Annotated in this window: 12 protein-coding genes and 2 pseudogenes; 4 read left to right on the plus strand and 10 right to left on the minus strand. The window is 70.6% G+C overall.

What is annotated here, in order from left to right; genetic code table 11:
• Window positions 1-317 precede the first annotated feature (317 nt).
• From ACQEV8_RS29920 to ACQEV8_RS29930, 3 genes and pseudogenes are all read left to right on the plus strand, one after another.
• On the plus strand, window positions 318-2,612 hold the full coding sequence (locus ACQEV8_RS29920) for an ATP-binding cassette domain-containing protein (protein WP_432966415.1): 2,295 nt from the start codon (window positions 318-320) through the stop codon (window positions 2,610-2,612).
• Window positions 2,613-2,916: 304 nt separating this feature from the next.
• Complete coding sequence (locus tag ACQEV8_RS29925; RefSeq protein ID WP_432966417.1) at window positions 2,917-4,374, plus strand: NF041680 family putative transposase; 1,458 nt, start codon at window positions 2,917-2,919, stop codon at window positions 4,372-4,374.
• 52 nt (window positions 4,375-4,426) lie between these two features.
• Window positions 4,427-5,192: pseudogene (locus ACQEV8_RS29930) on the plus strand (transposase).
• A gap of 56 nt (window positions 5,193-5,248) precedes the next feature.
• Here ACQEV8_RS29930 and ACQEV8_RS29935 read toward each other — a convergent pair.
• From ACQEV8_RS29935 to ACQEV8_RS29955, 5 genes are read right to left on the minus strand one after another with little or no spacing between them, the layout of a single operon-like run.
• Window positions 5,249-6,544, minus strand: a complete 1,296-nt coding sequence (locus ACQEV8_RS29935) for an activator-dependent family glycosyltransferase (RefSeq protein WP_432966419.1) — start codon at window positions 6,542-6,544, stop codon at window positions 5,249-5,251.
• A gap of 18 nt (window positions 6,545-6,562) precedes the next feature.
• Window positions 6,563-7,876, minus strand: a complete 1,314-nt coding sequence (locus ACQEV8_RS29940) for a cytochrome P450 family protein (RefSeq protein ID WP_432966421.1) — start codon at window positions 7,874-7,876, stop codon at window positions 6,563-6,565.
• 11 nt (window positions 7,877-7,887) lie between these two features.
• The gene (locus ACQEV8_RS29945; protein ID WP_432966423.1) at window positions 7,888-8,784 is read right to left on the minus strand and encodes an alpha/beta fold hydrolase; all 897 of its coding nucleotides are present in this window, start codon (window positions 8,782-8,784) and stop codon (window positions 7,888-7,890) included.
• A 30-nt stretch (window positions 8,785-8,814) separates the two neighbouring features.
• Window positions 8,815-9,885 carry a methyltransferase gene (locus ACQEV8_RS29950; RefSeq protein WP_432966425.1) on the minus strand — a complete coding sequence of 357 codons (1,071 nt, stop codon included), beginning with the start codon at window positions 9,883-9,885 and terminating at the stop codon, window positions 8,815-8,817.
• A 44-nt stretch (window positions 9,886-9,929) separates the two neighbouring features.
• Window positions 9,930-10,367, minus strand: a complete 438-nt coding sequence (locus tag ACQEV8_RS29955; protein ID WP_432966427.1) for a SnoaL/DnrD family polyketide biosynthesis methyl ester cyclase — start codon at window positions 10,365-10,367, stop codon at window positions 9,930-9,932.
• A gap of 258 nt (window positions 10,368-10,625) precedes the next feature.
• Here ACQEV8_RS29955 and ACQEV8_RS29960 point away from each other — a divergent pair.
• Window positions 10,626-11,009, plus strand: a pseudogene (locus ACQEV8_RS29960) (class I SAM-dependent methyltransferase); the annotation flags it as partial.
• Between the two features lie 378 nt (window positions 11,010-11,387).
• Here ACQEV8_RS29960 and ACQEV8_RS29965 read toward each other — a convergent pair.
• The 5 genes from ACQEV8_RS29965 to ACQEV8_RS29985 form a co-directional block, all read right to left on the minus strand.
• Window positions 11,388-12,410, minus strand: coding sequence for an acyltransferase domain-containing protein (locus tag ACQEV8_RS29965; protein WP_432966429.1), 1,023 nt, complete (start codon window positions 12,408-12,410; stop codon window positions 11,388-11,390).
• A gap of 10 nt (window positions 12,411-12,420) precedes the next feature.
• On the minus strand, window positions 12,421-13,413 hold the full coding sequence (locus tag ACQEV8_RS29970; protein ID WP_432973096.1) for a ketoacyl-ACP synthase III family protein: 993 nt from the start codon (window positions 13,411-13,413) through the stop codon (window positions 12,421-12,423).
• A 65-nt stretch (window positions 13,414-13,478) separates the two neighbouring features.
• Complete coding sequence (locus tag ACQEV8_RS29975; protein WP_432966431.1) at window positions 13,479-14,756, minus strand: ketosynthase chain-length factor; 1,278 nt, start codon at window positions 14,754-14,756, stop codon at window positions 13,479-13,481.
• Window positions 14,757-14,761: 5 nt separating this feature from the next.
• Window positions 14,762-16,021: a beta-ketoacyl-[acyl-carrier-protein] synthase family protein gene (locus tag ACQEV8_RS29980; RefSeq protein ID WP_432966433.1), complete on the minus strand. Its 1,260-nt coding sequence runs from the start codon at window positions 16,019-16,021 to the stop codon at window positions 14,762-14,764.
• Window positions 16,018-16,407: an antibiotic biosynthesis monooxygenase family protein gene (locus ACQEV8_RS29985; RefSeq protein WP_432966435.1), complete on the minus strand. Its 390-nt coding sequence runs from the start codon at window positions 16,405-16,407 to the stop codon at window positions 16,018-16,020. Before ACQEV8_RS29985 ends, ACQEV8_RS29980 begins: the two co-directional genes overlap by 4 nt.
• Window positions 16,408-16,427 lie beyond the last annotated feature (20 nt).

The following is a 16,427-nucleotide window of genomic DNA, read 5'->3' on the forward strand; positions in this document are numbered from 1 at the left end:
TCCACGAAGCGCCCTGCTGAGGCGAGTTGAACATCCGACCCGGGCGGAGCCACGTCCCCGACCTGCGGATTCCGGCGCCTTGATCGACTGCACCACCCGGCGGGACGCCATCACCAGGTCCCCCGACCTGTACGACGTCTGAATCGCTGCCGACACGAGGGTATTGGGTCACGTCTCTGGCCTTGCTCGGCGGAAACATGTCGGCCGTCAGGCCGGTGCCGTCATCTGATGGGGCCTCACGGATATTGCGGCCGGGTTCTGTCCGCAATCGTCGATAGTGTGAGAAGTGGCCCTCTTCCGTCGACGCGAGGATGCTCATGCAGCAGAAGGCTATTCAGATCATCGGTGCCCGTGAGAACAACCTCAAGGACATCTCCGTGGATGTACCGAAACACAAGGTCACCGTGTTTACGGGGGTATCGGGGTCAGGAAAGTCATCCTTGGTGTTCGACACAATCGCGGCGGAATCTCAACGGCAGCTCAATGAGACGTTCACCGCCTTCGTGCGTAATCGGCTGCCCAAATACGGTCAGCCCGATGCTGACGACATCGCGAGTCTCTCCGCGGCGGTGATCATCGATCAGAAGCGGATCGGGGGGAACGCGCGGTCCACTGTCGGGACGATCACCGACATCTACGCCTTGCTCCGGCTGCTCTACTCCCGGGTGGGCGAGCCCTGGATCGGCTACTCGAACGCCTTCTCCTTCAACGATCCCTCGGGGATGTGTTCCGATTGCGAGGGCCTCGGCCACCGGGTGCAGGTTGACCTCGACAAGCTGCTCGACACCTCCAAGTCCCTCAATGAGGGTGCCATTCGGCATCCCGCGTTCAATGTCGGGGGCTGGTTCTGGAAGTTGTACGCCAATTCCGGCCTCTTCGACAATGACAAGAAGCTCCGCGAATACACTGAGAGCGAGTGGCAGGCGTTCCTGTACGGGGCCCAGGGGTCGATCGCCCTGGACTGGCAGGGCGGCAAGATCAACTCCAAGTACGAAGGGCTGATGGACAAGTTCAACCGGCTCTACCTGCGCAAGGAGCCGGACGAGATGAGCGCCAAGAACCGCGAGGCGCTGGAGCAGGTCGTCACCCGGGGGCCTTGCGACACCTGCAAGGGGCAACGGCTCAGCAAGCGGGCGCTCGGCTGCAGCATCAATGGCCGGAACATCGCCGAACTCGCCTCTCTGGAGGTCGCCGACCTGATGGAGGCGGTCAAGAAGGTGGACGCACCCTCCGTCTCCACCCTCACGGCCAGTCTGATCAACCGGCTCCAGCACCTCATCGAACTGGGCCTGGGATACCTCAGCCTCAGCCGTGAGACCTCCACGCTCTCCGGCGGCGAGTCGCAGCGCATCAAGATGGTCCGTCACCTGAACAGTTCGCTCGTTGACATGGTGTACATCTTCGACGAGCCCACCATCGGCCTGCACCCCAGTGACGTCCAGCGGCTCAGCCGGCTCCTGATGGAACTGGCCGAGAAGGGCAATACCGTGCTGGTGGTCGAGCACGACCGCGACATCATCGAGATGGCCGAGCACGTCATCGACCTCGGGCCCGGGGCCGGGCGGCACGGAGGCGAGATCGTCTATCAGGGCGACCTCCGGGGCCTTGCCGAGGCGGACACGCCGACCGGACGGTTCCTGCGCAGGGTCATCCCCATCAAGGAGCGATTCCGTGAGCCCAAGAGCCACCTGGAGGTGACGGGGGCCCGGATCCACAACCTCAAGGACATCAGCGTACGAATTCCGCTCGGCGTACTGACTGCCGTCACCGGGCCGGCCGGTTCCGGCAAGAGCACGCTCATCCACGACGTACTCCTGCGGCAGCACCCCTCGGCGGTCGTCATCGACCAGTCCGCGGTCACCGCCAACCGGCGTTCCAACCCGGCGACCTACACCGGCATCATGGACGATATCCGTCGGCTGTTCGCCCGCGAGAACCAGGTCAGCCCCTCACTGTTCAGCTTCAACTCCGAGGGCGCCTGCCCCACCTGCCAGGGGCACGGCATCATCTACACCGACCTCGCCTTCATGGATCCGATGATCACGACCTGCGAGGTCTGCGCGGGAATGCGCTTCACCGAGAACGTCCTGCGCCTCACCCTGCGCGGGCAGAACATCCACGACGTGCTGTCGATGAGCGCCGCGGAGGCCGCCGAGTTCTTCACCGAGCCCAAGATCGCCAAAACCCTTCGTTCCATCAACCAGGTTGGACTCGGCTATCTCCAGCTCGGGCAGCCGCTCAACACCCTCTCCGGCGGCGAGTGCCAGCGCATCAAGCTCGCCACGGAGCTGGGGAAGAAGGGCAGTGTCTACATCATGGACGAGCCCACCACCGGACTCCACATGTCCGACGTCGACAGCCTCGTCCACCTTGTCGACGGCCTCGTCGACAAGGGGAATTCCGTCATCGTCATTGAGCACAATCTCGACGTCGTCAAGCACGCGGACTGGGTCATCGACCTCGGCCCCGGAGGCGGCAGCGACGGCGGCCGGGTGATCTTCGAGGGAACCCCCGCCGACCTGGCGGAGGCCGAGCACTCCGTCACTGGGCGGTTCCTCGCCGCGTCCCTGCCGGGCGCCGGTTCCGAGGCCAACCACCGGGCCCGGCGCTGATGCTTGACCCCGGGTGCTGAGCGGCGTCCCGTACGTGCGCGTCCGGCCGGGAACGCCGCGGTCCCGGCCGGACCCTGAGAGCGGCACGCAGATCCCTTCGAGAGGGACGCGTGCACACCCGCCGTGGTTCGTACCGGGACCCTGTGATCGCGAGGCGGACCCTAACTTGATCTTTAACGTCCGGCGTCGAATGGTGTGTCGAACTTGATCACCTGGTCCGGTAACCGCCGTACACCAAAGCGGCCTTCGGCTGAACATGTGCTCCGACCAAGGAACACACACGTCCAGCACGAAGGCCGTGAGGATGAGTCTGCTGCATCACGACGCCCGGCGAGAGTCGTTGGCGCAACTGTCATGCTTCCGGGGCGAGTTCTATGCCTGTCTGACCGCTCGTTCGGACGCGTTGTTCGAGCTTGCTGATGCCGTTCTGTGCAGTGATGGGCCGGTGAGGTCGCTGGCCGAGCTGTCACTGGTGGGTGAACACCGTCGCGGCCATGGAGGGCTCTACGCGGCTGTGGCCCGTGGACGCGTCGATGCCGGCCGGCTGCGGCGGGCACTGGCCGAAGTGCCGCTGCCGCGGGCTGTCGATGGCCGGCTGGTCCTGGCTGTCGATGTCACCTGCTGGCTGCGGCCCGACGCCCACACCTCACCCGAACGGATCCTGTGCCACACCTACGGTCGGGGCAAGGACCAGCACATCCCGGTCCCCGGCTGGCCCTACTCGATCATCTGCGCGCTCGAGCCGGGCCGCAGCTCATGGACCGCACCGCTGGACGCACTGCGTCTGACGCCCGGCGACGACACCGCCACCGTCACCGCCCGGCAGCTGCGCGATCTGCTCCAGCGACTGATCACCGCGGGACAGTGGCAGACAGGCGACCCGGACATCCTCATCGTCGCGGACGCCGGATACGACGCACCCCGCCTCGGCTTCCTCCTCAAGGACCTGCCGGTCCAGGTGCTGGCCAGGATGCGATCCGACCGAGTCCTACGCAGGGCTGCCCCACCCCGCCTCCCGCACACCCAGGGCCGACCACCCCGGCACGGCAGCGAGTTCGTCTTCGGGCAGCCTGACACCTGGGGCACCCCGGACACCGAAACGGTCACCGACACCCGCCTCTACGGCACCGCCACCGCACGCTCCTGGGACCGGCTGCACCCCAAGCTGACCCACCGCTCCTCCTGGGCAGCCGACGACGGCACCCTCCCGATCGTCGAAGGAACGGTCATCCGCCTGGACATCGGTCACCTGCCCAGCGGAGCAACACCGAAGCCGGTCTGGCTGTGGTGGTCAGGCACCGACGCCACTGCGGTGGACGCCGACCGTCTCTGGCAGGCATACCTGCGACGCTTCGACATCGAGCACACCTTCCGCCTCTTCAAGCAGACCCTCGGCTGGACCTCCCCGAAGATCCGCACCCCCGAGGCAGCCGACCGATGGACATGGCTGATCCTCGCCGCCTACACCCAATTGCGGCTGGCCCGAACGCTGGCAGCCGACCGGCGTCGGCCCTGGGAGAAGCCGAGCCCGCCGGACAGGCTCACCCCGGCCCGCGTCCGCCGCGACTTTCGGCACATCCGCCCCAAGGCCAGCTGCCCGGCCCAAGCACCGAAACCGTCCCGCCCCGGCCCCGGACGACCTTCAGGCAGAAAGAACACCCGACCCACACCCCGCCACGACGTGCACACGCCCCGCAAAACATCAGCGGCGAAGCAGCGAACGAAGAAGTCAACGACCCCACGACCCCGCCGCACAGGTTAAAGATCAAGCTAAAGGGTGTTGCAGAAGGCTTGGTGGCGGGCATTTTGCCTGTATGGGTGGGGTGTTGAGGGCTGAGCCGGTGTGGGTGGAGACGCTCACCGGGTTGCCGACGGGGCGCTTTGAGAAGCTGCTTCGGGTGGTGCGGGAGCGAGGCGGCAACGGCCCCGGTGGTGGCCGGCCGTGGTGTCTTCCGCTGGCCGAGCGGGTGCTGCTGGGCGTGCACTACCGCACGAACCTCACGATGCGGCAGCTCGCACTGCTGTTCGGCTGCTCACCTGCCACCGTCTGCCGGGTCATCCAGCGCCTGCGACCCTTGCTTGCGCTGGAGCACGGCCCCCAGGCCGGTGCCGGGCACCGACCGGTTATGGATCGTGGACGGCACCCTGATCCCGGTCCGCGACCGGCAGGTCGCAGCCTCCTCGCGCAACTACCGGTTCTCAGCGAATGTGCAGGTCATCATCAATGCCGACACCCGCCTGGCGGTGGCCTCGGCCCGGCCACCCGGCAACAAGGCGGATGCGCACGTCTGGCGCGAGTCGGACCTGCCGGCCGTGGCAGCAGGCACGACAGTGATCGCGGACGGCGCCTACCTCGGCACAGGGCTGATCGTTCCGCACCGCAGACGAGCCGGACGCCCCCTCCTGCGCGGCCAGGAGGAAGACAACGCCGAGTACCGGCGCGGGCGGGCCCGCGTCGAGCACACCTTCGCCCGGATGAAGAACTGGAAGATCCTGCGCGACTGCCGCCAAAGGGGCGACGGCCTCCACTACGCCGTCCAGGCCATAGCCACCATGCGCAACCTCGCCATGGCAGGGTGAAACAGCAGGCCAGCCATCACCCAGCCATGCCGCCGCCAAGCCTTCTGCAACACCCTTCAGCTCCGAGCGCCCTGCCCGGCTGACGCACGGTGCCGGGCCGTCAGCTGTTCCAACGTCGGCACCACCGCACCGGGTGCCGGGGTCCGCAGCATCTCCGCGCGGATCAGCGCGGCGCCCTGCCGGAAGGACGGCTGGGTCAGCACCTGACCCAGCCTGTCCCTGACACGACCGGCCAAGGCGCCCTCGCCGTGCGGTGGGAGGAAGACCCCCGCGCCCAGCTTCTCCAACTGCCCGGCCCGGAAGACGTCGTCCCACTGCCAGGCGAGGGCAACCTGCGGCACCCCGTGCAGCGCCGCCGTCGCCCAGGTGCCGGCCCCGCCGTGGTGCACGACGGCCGCGCAGCTCGGCAGGACGACATGCAGGGACAGGCTGTCCACCACCCGCACGTTCGTGGGCAGCGGCGGCAGGCTCGCGCGCTCCTCGGCTTTCACCGTGGCGACCACCTCGGTGTCCAGCTCCGCGATCGCCGCCAGCAGCTCACCGGCCCGGGGCAGGCCCGTGAATCCCGTCGAGCGTTCCGTGATGCCCTGGGTGAGCAGGACCCGGGGGCGCTCCGAATCCGCCCGCAGCCATGGCGGCACCACCGCCGGGACCGGGCCGTTGTAGGGGACGAACCGCATCGGCACCGTCGGGCGGGCGGTGGCGAACCGCACGCTCGGCGGCATCTGATCGATCGTCCAGTGGCCGCTGATCACCTCTGGGCCGAAGGCCGCACCGTGCCGCTCCAGCGTCCACGTCAGCCACTCATTCAGGGCGTCGTCCCGGCGCTCGGCCGGCACCTCGTCCAGCACCTGCTGGAACCGGTCGTGCACCCGCAGGAAGAGGTCCGGGCCCCACAGCAGGCGGGCCTGCGCCGCGCCGGTCACCTGGGCCGCCACTGCCCCGGCGAAGGTGAAGGGCTCCCAGACCACCAGGTCGGGACGCCACCAGCGGGCGAAGTCCACCATCTCGTCGATCATGGAGTCGTTGTTGATCTGGGCGTAGAACGCCGCCGTCAGCATCGACGTGGACGCTTCGAGGAACTCCAGGTCGAGCAGCTCCGGCCGGTTCTCCAGGTAGTCCGGGTTCCGGTGCAGCGCGAACACGCCGGGCGCCATGGCACCCATCGCCGCCTGCACCTGGTGGTCCGTGCCCACCGGTACGGCCGTGAGCCCCGCGCGGGTGATGCTGTCGGTGAGGGCGGGCTGGCTCGCCACCCGGACATCGTGCCCGGCCGCCCGCAGCGCCCAGGCAAGCGGCACCACGCCGTTGAAGTGCGCGTCCATGGCGAACGCTGTCACGAGCACCTTCATGGGGTCACGCTCCCTCGGTCACTTCTGGGCCAGCGGCAGCGAGAGCGGGGCGCGGACCACCGGGGAGCGTCCGCGCCGCAGCGGTTCGCCCTCGACCCGCAGCCCGGGCAGCCGCTCGGTCACCGCCCGCAGGACGGCCGTGCACTGCATGCGGACGAACGGGGCGACCAGCCGGAGGTGGTCCCGGCCCGCCAGGGCCACGTGCGTGAAACCGGGGCTTTCGATGCGGTCGAGACGGAAGCTGTCCGGGTCCTCGTACAGCTCCGGATCCCGCTGGGCGGCGTCGACCAGCACCACCACGTGCTGGTCCGCCTCCAGCGTCTCGCCGCCGATCTCGACTTCCCCCTGGGTGATCAGGCTGCGCAGTGTCACGGGTGGGGCCCAGCGGAGGGTCTCCTCGACCGCGTCCGCCGCTCTGTCGGGATCGGCCCGCAGCAGCGACCACTGTTCGCCGTGCTCCAGCAGTGCCATGACGGCGTTCGCCACCGTGGTGACCGCTGTCTCGGCTCCGACCACTGTGCTCAGTACGCCGGCCGTGACAGTGTCCCCGGGATCGCGTCCGCCGCCGAGGTCCACGGCCAGCAGGGCGCTCAGCGCGTCGCCGGCCGGTGCGGTGACGTGGTTCGCCACGGCCGCCTCGATCAGCTCCCGGACGTGGCGCAGCGCCTGCGTCATCGCCCGGGCCACCGGGAGGCGCGGTGGGCAGAGAGTGGAGTCGAGCGCCGGGCCGCAGGCGGGCAGCAGGTCCAGCAGTGCTGCCCGTGCCGCGTCCGGGAGGCCCAGGACGGCGGCGAGCGAGGCGGCGACCGCCGGCCGCGCCAGATCCGACACCAGGTCGAAGTGCGGCGGCAGGCCGTCCAGCACCCGGTGCACCGCGCGCTCCGCGTCGACCTGCCACGCCGCGCACGTACGGGGTCCGAGGACCGGACCGAGCAGGGCCGCGAGGCGGTCGTGGTCGGTGGCGGCCGGAGTCAGCAGGTCCTCGCCGAGCGGAGTGACATGACAGGTCCGCCAGGTCTCCCAGACGTTCCCGCGTACGTGCTCCTGCGGGCCTTGAGAGGCGGGGTGCCGGGGACCCAGCAGCGGGTCGTCCAGCAGGCGGGCCGCGAGCCTGCCGTCTGCCGTCACCCACGTGCCAAGCGCACTGCGGTGGAGCGGGCCCCGGCCGCGGACCAGCTCACCGAGGGACAGATGATCGGCCTCGCCGCGCAGTCGCCGGGCATAGGGGTCGCCCAGCGCGCCGAAGACGAAGTGGAAGCCGCGCACGGTCAGCAGGTGGCGCCCCAGCTCGCTGTCGGTCGGGGCGGCTGGCGCGGACGTGGGTGTGGGCATCGTGGTGCTCCTCACACTGTCGCGGCCCGGGTGTGGGCGCAGATGGCGGCGGCCAGCGGCTCGTGGACCGCGAGGGGCAGGGCGTGGCCCATGTTGTCGATCTCCACGACCCGGGCGCCGGGAATCCGGTCGGCGAGGTGCCGGGCGTGCGGCGGCGGGGCCGCGGGGTCGCAGATCGCCTGGATCGCCAGCACCGGTGTGGTCACGCGGGACAGCTCCGCCCCCCGCGACACCGGCGGCTGCGGGATCATGTGGTGCACGATCGGCTCGTCGAGCGTTCCCGCGTGCCCGGCGGCCAGGAGTTCACGGCGCCGGAACTCGTCGGCGTCGAAGGGGACTCCCTCCCCGTTGAGCAGGCGCCACTTCTCCACCCGGCGCTCCAGCCGCTCCTCGTCAGTCTCGGCTGGCTGCTGGAGCAGCGTCATCATGTCGAGGAACCGTTGGGTGGGCACCGGCAGTCCGCTGACGGACGGCTCACCCTTGAGAGCCGCCTCCAGGTCGGCGTCGAAGTCGACGTCGAGCGCGCCCCCCAGCATCACGGTGAGGGTGAGGAGCCGCTCCGGTGCGTCCAGGGCCAGCAACTGGCCGATGGTGTGGCCCAGCGACATGCCCACCACATGGGCGGCGCGGACCTGCCAGCCGTCCAGGACGGCCAGCGCGTCCGCGGCCAACTCGTCGAAGCCGTAGGGGTGGAGTGCGAAGTCGCACCGGGAGGAGCGCCCGGTGTCCCGGTGGTCGTAGCGGATCACGAAGTGCCCGGCCGTGACCAGCCGTTCGACGAACTCGTCCGGCCACGACCTGGCCGTGAGGTTGCCGCCGGCGATCAGGAGCATCGGGGGGTCGGCCGGGTCGCCGAGTCCCTCGCTCCACAGGGTCACCTCATCGTTGGTGATCATGCGTGTCGGCATCGCTGGTGATCCCTTCCCGTTCCTCGTTCGTCAGGCGCCGGTGGGCGCGGGTGCCAGGACAAGGAGCGAGAGGTCGTACGGGATGGTCGGCGAGGGCAGTTGCCGCACCTCCTCGACCACGAGGCCCGCCGACGCGGCCAGGCCGTCCCACTTCTCGCGGGTGCGCAAGGCACCGCCGAGGAAGACCAGCATCCGCAGATCGAGCTCCGTGAACTGTTCGTTGAACGAGTTCTCGTGGAGGTCGTCGCGCTCGTGGATCAGGATGCGCCCGCCGGGCTCCAGGGCCTCGGCGCAGCGGGTGAGGATCCGGACGGCGTCGTGGTCCGGCCAGTTGAGGAGGACGAAGGAGAGGATGATCGCGTCCGCCGTGCGGGGCAGCGGCTCGAAGAAGTCGCCCTCGACGACGTCGACGCGGTCGGAGAGGCCCTCGCTCTTCAGGTATGCGCGGGCGGTGTCCACGGTGCCCGCCATCTCCAGGACGGTCGCCGAGACGTGCGGGGCCCGCCGCGCGATGGCCGCGGCGAAACCACCCTTGCCGCCGCCCACGTCGAGCACGTGCCGGACGTTCGTCCAGTCGTACGCGGCGGCCGGCGCGTCGAAGGCGACGTCCTGGTCGCAGGCGAGCAGAGAGTCGAAGGACTCGCGCAGGTCGAGGCGGCCGGCCAGGTCCTCGTAGAACGGCTTGCCGTAGATCGACTCATACGTGGGACGGCCGGTGCGGATGGCGTCGGGGAGGTGGGTGAAGGAGATGTCGGCACGCGCCACGGCCTGTGTCAGGTCGTGCCAGGCGCGCTGCGCGGCCGGGTGGTCGTCGGCGAGGAGCTCCCCGACCTCGGTCGGGACGAATTTGCCCGGTGCGTCCTCCTCCAGCAGACCGATCGCCACCAGATGGCGGATCAGCCGCAGGAGTGCTTCGGGCCGGGTGTCGGTCCTGGCCGCCAGGGCCTCCACGGTACGGGCCCCGGCCAGGATGTGGTCGACGAGCCGCAGGGTGGCGGCCGTCCGGACGACCATGGGGGTGTGCAGGCTTCCGAGGCGGATCAGGGTCCTGAGGGCGTCGATCTGCTGCGGCCGGGCCGCGACCGTCGGTTCGGCTGTCATGGTGTGTCCGTGCTCCTGTCGTGGCGTCGGCGGGTAAGAGGGGTTCAGGGGCGCCAGCCCTCGGGGGTGGGCCAGGGCTCGCCGAGCTGGCGGTAGGTGCCGAGGTAGTCGGGCCAGTCGCGGTGGTCGCGGATCTTGCCGTCGACGATGCGGATGAGGTGGATCTGCTCACCGGAGAACCGGCGCCCGGTCGCCGGCATGCCGACGAGGTTGCCGACGTGCCGGCCGTAGAGGGCCAGCTTCGCCCGCACCCACGGGCCGTTCTCCTCGTACCCGATCTCCTCCAGGTGCGCCTCTTCGGAGAAGGCGTACTTGAGCCAGGTGACGGCGACCGCGAACGCCTCCGGGCCGCGCAGCTCCGGGTTGTGCTCCAGCGCGCCGGGGTTCAGGTACTCGGGGTGAATGAATTCCGCGACATCGTCGGTTTTTCCCGTGTTGTATGCCTCCACCATGCGGCGGACCAGATCGATCTGCGTGCTCATATTTTTCCCTCCCGTGCCAGAAACGGCGACACCAGCGGCGACCGCGTCAACAATTGTTGTTTCCTCTTGCGGCGGCGTACAAGGGTTCCGGGTGTGCCTCGAACGGCACTCCACCGCTCTTCAAGTGCGGGTCGAACACTGGGAAGTCGGGAAGAGCCCGAATCGCAGAGGCAGGAGCCGACGGTGCAGGATTCGTCCTACAAAGAGCAGGTGGCGCGCGCCTTCGATCAGTCGTCGTCGACGTACGACCGGCTGGGAGTGGAATTCTTCACGCCCATGGGCCGCCGCCTGGTGGAAATCGCGGAGCCGACCGCAGGTGAACGGGTGCTCGACATAGGATGCGGGCGCGGCGCATGCCTTTTTCCGGCTGCGGAAAAGGTCGGTCATCAAGGGCGCATCCACGGAATCGACATCGCTCCCGGAATGATCGAGGAGGCTCGGAAGGAAGCGGCCGAGCGCGGTCTGCGGAATGTCGTCCTCGATGTGATGGACGCGGAGACGCCCAATCTCCCGGCGCGCTCCTTCGACCTGGTCATGGGAAGCTACAGCGTCATCTTCCTGCCGGACGCGGTGGGGGCGCTGGCGCGCTACGCCGGAATTCTGGACCACGGCGGCAGGATCGCGTTCACCAGCCCGGAGTTCCGCGCCGGCACGTTTCCCTTCCTGCCACCGGAGTTCACCCCGCTCATCCCGCAGGCACTGCTGGAGCACCTGCCCGAGCAGTGGCGGCCCGAGGCGCTGGTCCGGCGGTTCAACAGCTGGCTGGAGCGGGCCGGGGATCTCGTCCGCACCCTGGAACGCTGCGGCTACACCTCGGCCGCCGTCACCGACGAGCCGGTGCGGATGACGGCCCTGTCCAGCGAGGCGTGGGTGGACTGGTCCCACACCCAGGGCATGCGTCTGCTGTGGCAGAACCTTCCGCAGGACCAGCGAACGGAACTGCGCGCACGGCTCGTCGAGGGACTCGACAAGCTGAGCGACGCTACCGGGCCCTCGCCATTGACGTGCCGGTCCGCTTCGTCACCGCCCGGGTCGCCCACTGAGCACGGTGCCCCGCTCGCGCACCGCGGCCAGCGCCGCCGCCACGGACGTCCGGTCTGCCTCGGCCGTGCCGGCCCGCGGCGGCAGCAGCGGCAGCACCGAGTTCTGCCCGGACCGTACCGTCGGATGCCGGCGGGCGATGGTGCTCAGCCCCTGCCCCGGCCCCGTCTCCAGGCAGATCACGCCCGTGCGGGAGCTGAGCACCGCGTCCAGCGCCGGCCAGAAGCGGACCGTCTCCACGGGATGCCCGGCCCAGTACGACGGGTCGGCGGCCAGTTGCCCGGTCACCGGACCCGGCCGGTAGCCGGAGTGGAGGGGGATGGACGGTGCCGCCACCGGCGTGGCGGCGAACCGCTCGGCCGCCCCTGCCGCGTACGGGGCCAGCATCGGACTGTGGAAGGCGGTCAGCGAGGGCACCTCACGGCACGTCAGTCCTGCCTCCCGCAGCGCCCGGGCAACCCCGGCGAGCGGTGCGACGTGCCCCGCGAGGATGGTCTGGCGGGGCGAGTTGACGGCCGCGACCACCACCTTCCCGTCCCCGCCCCCGAGATACGGACCCAGCGTGTCCTCGCCCGCGGCGACTGCCAGCATCGCCCCGGGCGGTGCCTGGGCCAGCCGTCGCACCCGGTCCAGCAGGAGGCCCGCCGCGTCGCGCAGGGTGAACACCCCGGCGAGCGCCGCAGCCGCCATCTCCCCGACGCTGTGCCCCAGCAGCGCCCACGGCCGGCCGGTCGCGGCCGTCACCATCCGGCCGAGGGCGTAGTCCACCGCGAACAGCAACGGCTGGGAACGGGTGACGTGGTCCAGCGGCACGGCGGGGTGGTCGCTCAGCCAGTCGGCACGCAGCCGCCCGCCCTCACTGCGGCCGGCGGCGTCGTACGCGTCGAAGACCTCGTCCACGGCGGCCGTGAAGGCCGGATCGGGTCCGTACAGGCCGGCAGCCATCCGCGCGTGCTGAGACCCCTGTCCGGGGAACATCAGGAGAATCGCGGGCGCATCCATGACGGGCTCCTTACCGGGCGGCCGGGGCGGCCGTCCACGACGGGCGTTCCAGCAACTCCACGACGGCGCACGACCAGCTGAAGCCGGCGCCGACGCTGACCAGCAGACACAGCTCCCCCGGGGCGAGGCGGCCGGAGCCGACGAGGTGGTCGAACCCGGCGATCGGGTCACCGCCCCCCAGGTGGCCGGTCCGCCGCCCGAACTCCCAAGTGGTGCGCTCGGGTTCGATGTCCCACTTGTTGAAGTAGGCGGCGCTCAGCCGGCGCCACCCCATATGCGGCAGCGCAACCCGGCTGATGTCGTCGAGGCCGACCCCGGCCGCCTCCAGAGCGCCGGTCAGTGCCGCCTCCTGGCCCGCCGAGACCCGTGCGACGCTGAACGAGCTCCCCGCCTCGGCCACGTACGCCCGCTTGTGCGCGTCCAGGTCCACGGTCCGCTGCTCCTGAGGAGACGGCGGGCCGAACGGGTGCCCGTCCCGGTGCATGCCCTCCAGCACCGGTTCCGAGACCGTCACCAGGCTGCGCAGCCGGGCGAAGCCGCCCTGCCGGGAGAGTACGAGTGCGGTACCGCCGTCGGCGTACACCGTGCCGGGGTCGCTGCGCCAGCGGTCGAAGCCCGGCGGATGCATCCGGTCGCCCGTCGTGATCAGCGCGGCCACCCGGTCCGGGGCGGCAAGCAGGTACGCGCGGGCCAGTTCGAGGGCGGCCATACCGCCGTTGGACACCTGCCGCACCTCCATGGCGGGACAGCGGTTCCCGACGGCCACCCGCTGGACGTAGGAGGCCGGCGCCCACAGATGGTGCCCCTGGAAGTACAGGCTGGCGTGCAGGACGAGGTCCACGTGGGCCGGTTCGACGCGGGAGCGGTCCAGGGCGGCCTGGGCCGCCAGCGACGCCATCTCTGCCGGGGTCTCCTTGTCGGCGACCGTCACCGACAGCATCCCCGTCGAGGAGGCGAGCCTGCGGTCGCAGTGGCCTGCGGCCAGGGCCTGTTCCGTGGTCATCGGCGGGGGCAGCCAGACGCCGCAGCCGGCCACGTGGAGGTCCCCGGATGCCGCCTCCGGCACGCTCACGCTGTCCCCCGGACCACCAGAGCGCTGTTGAACCCTCCGTAGCCGCGAGCGACGACGAGGGCCGCTCTGCCGTCGGCCAGCGGCCGGGGCCGCCCGGCCACCACGTCGAGCGGCAGGTCCGGATCGGGGTCGACGTGGGCGGTCGCCGGGACCACCTCGTCCCGCAGCGCCAGCAGCGCGGTCGCCACGTCCAGCGGCCCGGCGCCCGAGTACAGCCGGCCGGTGAGGGTCTTGGGCACCGTCACCGGGACCCGGCGCGGCCCGAAGACCGACGCCAGGGCCTCCGCCTCGGCCGCGTCCAGCCCGGGGACCGCCGCGCCGTCGGCGAACACCACGGCCACGTCGGATGCGTCCAGGCCGGCGTCGGCCAGCGCCGTTTCGACGGCACGGGCGAGCGTGGAGGGGCGGCCGGAGCCGGGCGGAGGGTCGAAGCTCGCGCCGTAACCCGCGATCTCCCCGTACACCGCCACGCCTCGCGCGGCGGCTCGCTCCGCGTCCTCGACGGTGAGGATCGCCCCTCCCTCGCCGGGCACATGTCCGGCCGCCCGCCGGTCGAACGGCAGATACCCGGCCGCCGGGTCGTCCGAGCCGCTCAGCCGGCCCGATTTCACCTGGGCCGCCATGCCGTACGGGCACAGGGACGAGTCCACGGCGCCCGTGACGATCAGCTCGGCTCCACCCCGGACCTTGCGGCGAGCGTGCGCGAGGGCGTCGAGGCCGCCCGCCTGCTCGGTCACCACCACGCCGACCGGGCCGCGCAGATCGTGCCGGATGGCGATCTGCCCGGTGTTCACGGCGTAGAACCAGGCGAACGACATGTACGCGCTGACGTGGGCCGGTCCCTTGCTCCAGAGGTTCTGCAACTCCCGCTGGCCGAAGTCGAAGCCGCCGGACGCGCTGGCCGTGATCACGCCCGCGTCCAGAGGCGAGGAGGGGGAGCAGCGGGCCTCCCGCAGCGCCCAGTCGGCGGCGACCAGCGCGTACTGTGTCATCAGGTCGGTCTGCGCGAGCAGCCGCTTCGGCAGATGGTCCTCGGGGACGAAGCCGGTCGCCTCCCCGGCCAGCCGGCCCAGGCGGCTGTCGCCGGTGAACCGCCGCAGCGGTCCGATGCCGCTGCGGCCGTTCAGGACGGCATCCCAGTACGCCCGCACCCCCAGTCCGTTGGGGGCGACGATCCCGAGACCCGTCACCACCGTGCGGCCTGTGCTGCCCCGCCGGTCCGCGGGCGACGCGGGGAGTTGCGAAGACGCGGTCTGTGCCGCGGCACCTGTCATGGGGCTCACTTCTCGAACCGGCTCAGCAGCATGGCGCTCTGGAAGCCGCCGAAGCCGCTGCCCACCGTCAGCGCATGCCGCACCCGCTGTTCTCGCGCCGTCAGCGGCACGTAGTCCAGGTCGAGTTCGGGATCCGGGTCGTGCAGATTCGCGGTCGGCGGGATCGCCCCGTACTCGACGGCCAGTGCCGTCGCCGCCACTTCGAGCGAGCCGACCGCGCCGAGGGAGTGACCGATCATCGACTTGATGGAGCTGATGGGCACCCGGTACGCGTGCTCCCCCAGGGAGTGCTTGAACGCGGAGGTCTCGTGCCGGTCGTTCTGCTTCGTCGCCGTTCCGTGGGCGTTGACGTAGTCCACGTCCGAGGGGACGCGGCGGGCCTCGTCGAGCGCTGCGGTGATCGCCGCCGCCATCTCGGCGCCGTCGGCGCGCAGCCCGGTCATGTGGTAGGCGTTGCTGCGTGAGGCGTACCCGCCGATCTCGGCGTAGATCCGCGCACCCCTGCGCAGTGCCGCCTCCGCCTCTTCCAGGACCACGATCGCACCGCCCTCGCCCAGCACGAAGCCGTTGCGGCTGCGGCTGAAGGGACGCGAGGCGGTCCTGGGTGTGTCGTTGTGGTCGGAGGTCGCCCTGATGGCGTCGAAGCAGGCCACCGTGATCGGCGCGATGGGGGCGTCCACGCCGCCCGTGACCATGGCGTCCACCGCCCCCTCGCGGATGAGCTCGCAGGCGTACCCGATGGAGTCGATCCCCGAGGTGCACCCGGCCGAGACGATGTTCACGGGCCCCTCCGCTCCGGCGAGCCAGGCCACTTCGGCGGCGAGGGAGCTGGGCACGAAGTAGTCGTACAGCTCGGGCGACCCCCGGCCGGGGTCCACCACCCAGTGCGCTCCGCCCTCGCTGAGGGCGACATACTCCGACTCCAGCTTCTGGGTGCAGCCGACGGCAGTGCCCACGCACACCCCGACCCGGTGCGCGGAGTCCTCCTCGATCCGCAGCCCGCTGTCGGCGAGCGCCTCCTGACCGGCGACCAGCGCGAACTGCCCGGCCCGGTCGAGGCGCCGTGCCTGCTCCTCGGAGAGCCCCGCCGCCACCGGATCGAAGTCGCACTCGGCGGCGATACGGGAGCGGAAGGGCGTGGCGTCGAACGTGCTGATGGCGCGTGTGGCGGTGGTTCCGGACAGCAGGAGCTCCCAGAACGGCTTGGTCCCGATGGCGCCCGGAGCCACCACGCCGATCCCGGTGATGACGATCCGCCGGTTCACCTCGTCCGCCCCCCAGGCCCGCTCGGGGCCGGGACGTCCGGCGCGACACGGATCTGGCGGTGCCGGTACAGGACCGGTTCGCTGGTGCTCAGGGCCCGCAGGGCGGCCGCGTGGGCCGGGAACTCCGGGTGCGCCACGGCGGCGCGGAAGGATGCCTCGTCGTCCCAGACCGCGATGTTCACGTACTGCGGGCGGGCGCCCGCCGGGCCAGGACCGGTGTCCGCCGGCACCAGCAGGGTGTGCCGGCGAAAGCCGGGCCGGCGGCACAGGAACTCGGCCGTTTCGGCGAACGCCGCCTCGAAGTCCTCGGCGGATCCACTCAGGGTGAATCGATTGACGAACGTCACCGACCCGGAGTCGGCGTCGTTCGGTTCTGGCAGAGGCATCGCTGCTCCACGGGTCCGTT

This window comes from Streptomyces sp. CA-179760 (genome assembly GCF_050937045.1).
GTDB lineage: Bacteria > Actinomycetota > Actinomycetes > Streptomycetales > Streptomycetaceae > Streptomyces.

Excerpts from the sequence above, each read along its gene's own strand:
- ACQEV8_RS29940 (WP_432966421.1), bottom strand. The coding sequence starts at position 7,876 with ATGCCCACACCCACGTCCGCGCCAGCCGCCCCGACCGACAGCGAGCTG.
- ACQEV8_RS29920 (WP_432966415.1), top strand. The coding sequence starts at position 318 with ATGCAGCAGAAGGCTATTCAGATCATCGGTGCCCGTGAGAACAACCTC.
- ACQEV8_RS29985 (WP_432966435.1), bottom strand. The coding sequence starts at position 16,407 with ATGCCTCTGCCAGAACCGAACGACGCCGACTCCGGGTCGGTGACGTTC.
- ACQEV8_RS29975 (WP_432966431.1), bottom strand. The coding sequence starts at position 14,756 with ATGACAGGTGCCGCGGCACAGACCGCGTCTTCGCAACTCCCCGCGTCG.
- ACQEV8_RS29950 (WP_432966425.1), bottom strand. The coding sequence starts at position 9,885 with ATGACAGCCGAACCGACGGTCGCGGCCCGGCCGCAGCAGATCGACGCC.
- ACQEV8_RS29955 (WP_432966427.1), bottom strand. The coding sequence starts at position 10,367 with ATGAGCACGCAGATCGATCTGGTCCGCCGCATGGTGGAGGCATACAAC.
- ACQEV8_RS29925 (WP_432966417.1), top strand. The coding sequence starts at position 2,917 with ATGAGTCTGCTGCATCACGACGCCCGGCGAGAGTCGTTGGCGCAACTG.
- ACQEV8_RS29945 (WP_432966423.1), bottom strand. The coding sequence starts at position 8,784 with ATGCCGACACGCATGATCACCAACGATGAGGTGACCCTGTGGAGCGAG.
- ACQEV8_RS29965 (WP_432966429.1), bottom strand. The coding sequence starts at position 12,410 with ATGGATGCGCCCGCGATTCTCCTGATGTTCCCCGGACAGGGGTCTCAG.
- ACQEV8_RS29935 (WP_432966419.1), bottom strand. The coding sequence starts at position 6,544 with ATGAAGGTGCTCGTGACAGCGTTCGCCATGGACGCGCACTTCAACGGC.
- ACQEV8_RS29970 (WP_432973096.1), bottom strand. The coding sequence starts at position 13,413 with ATGACCACGGAACAGGCCCTGGCCGCAGGCCACTGCGACCGCAGGCTC.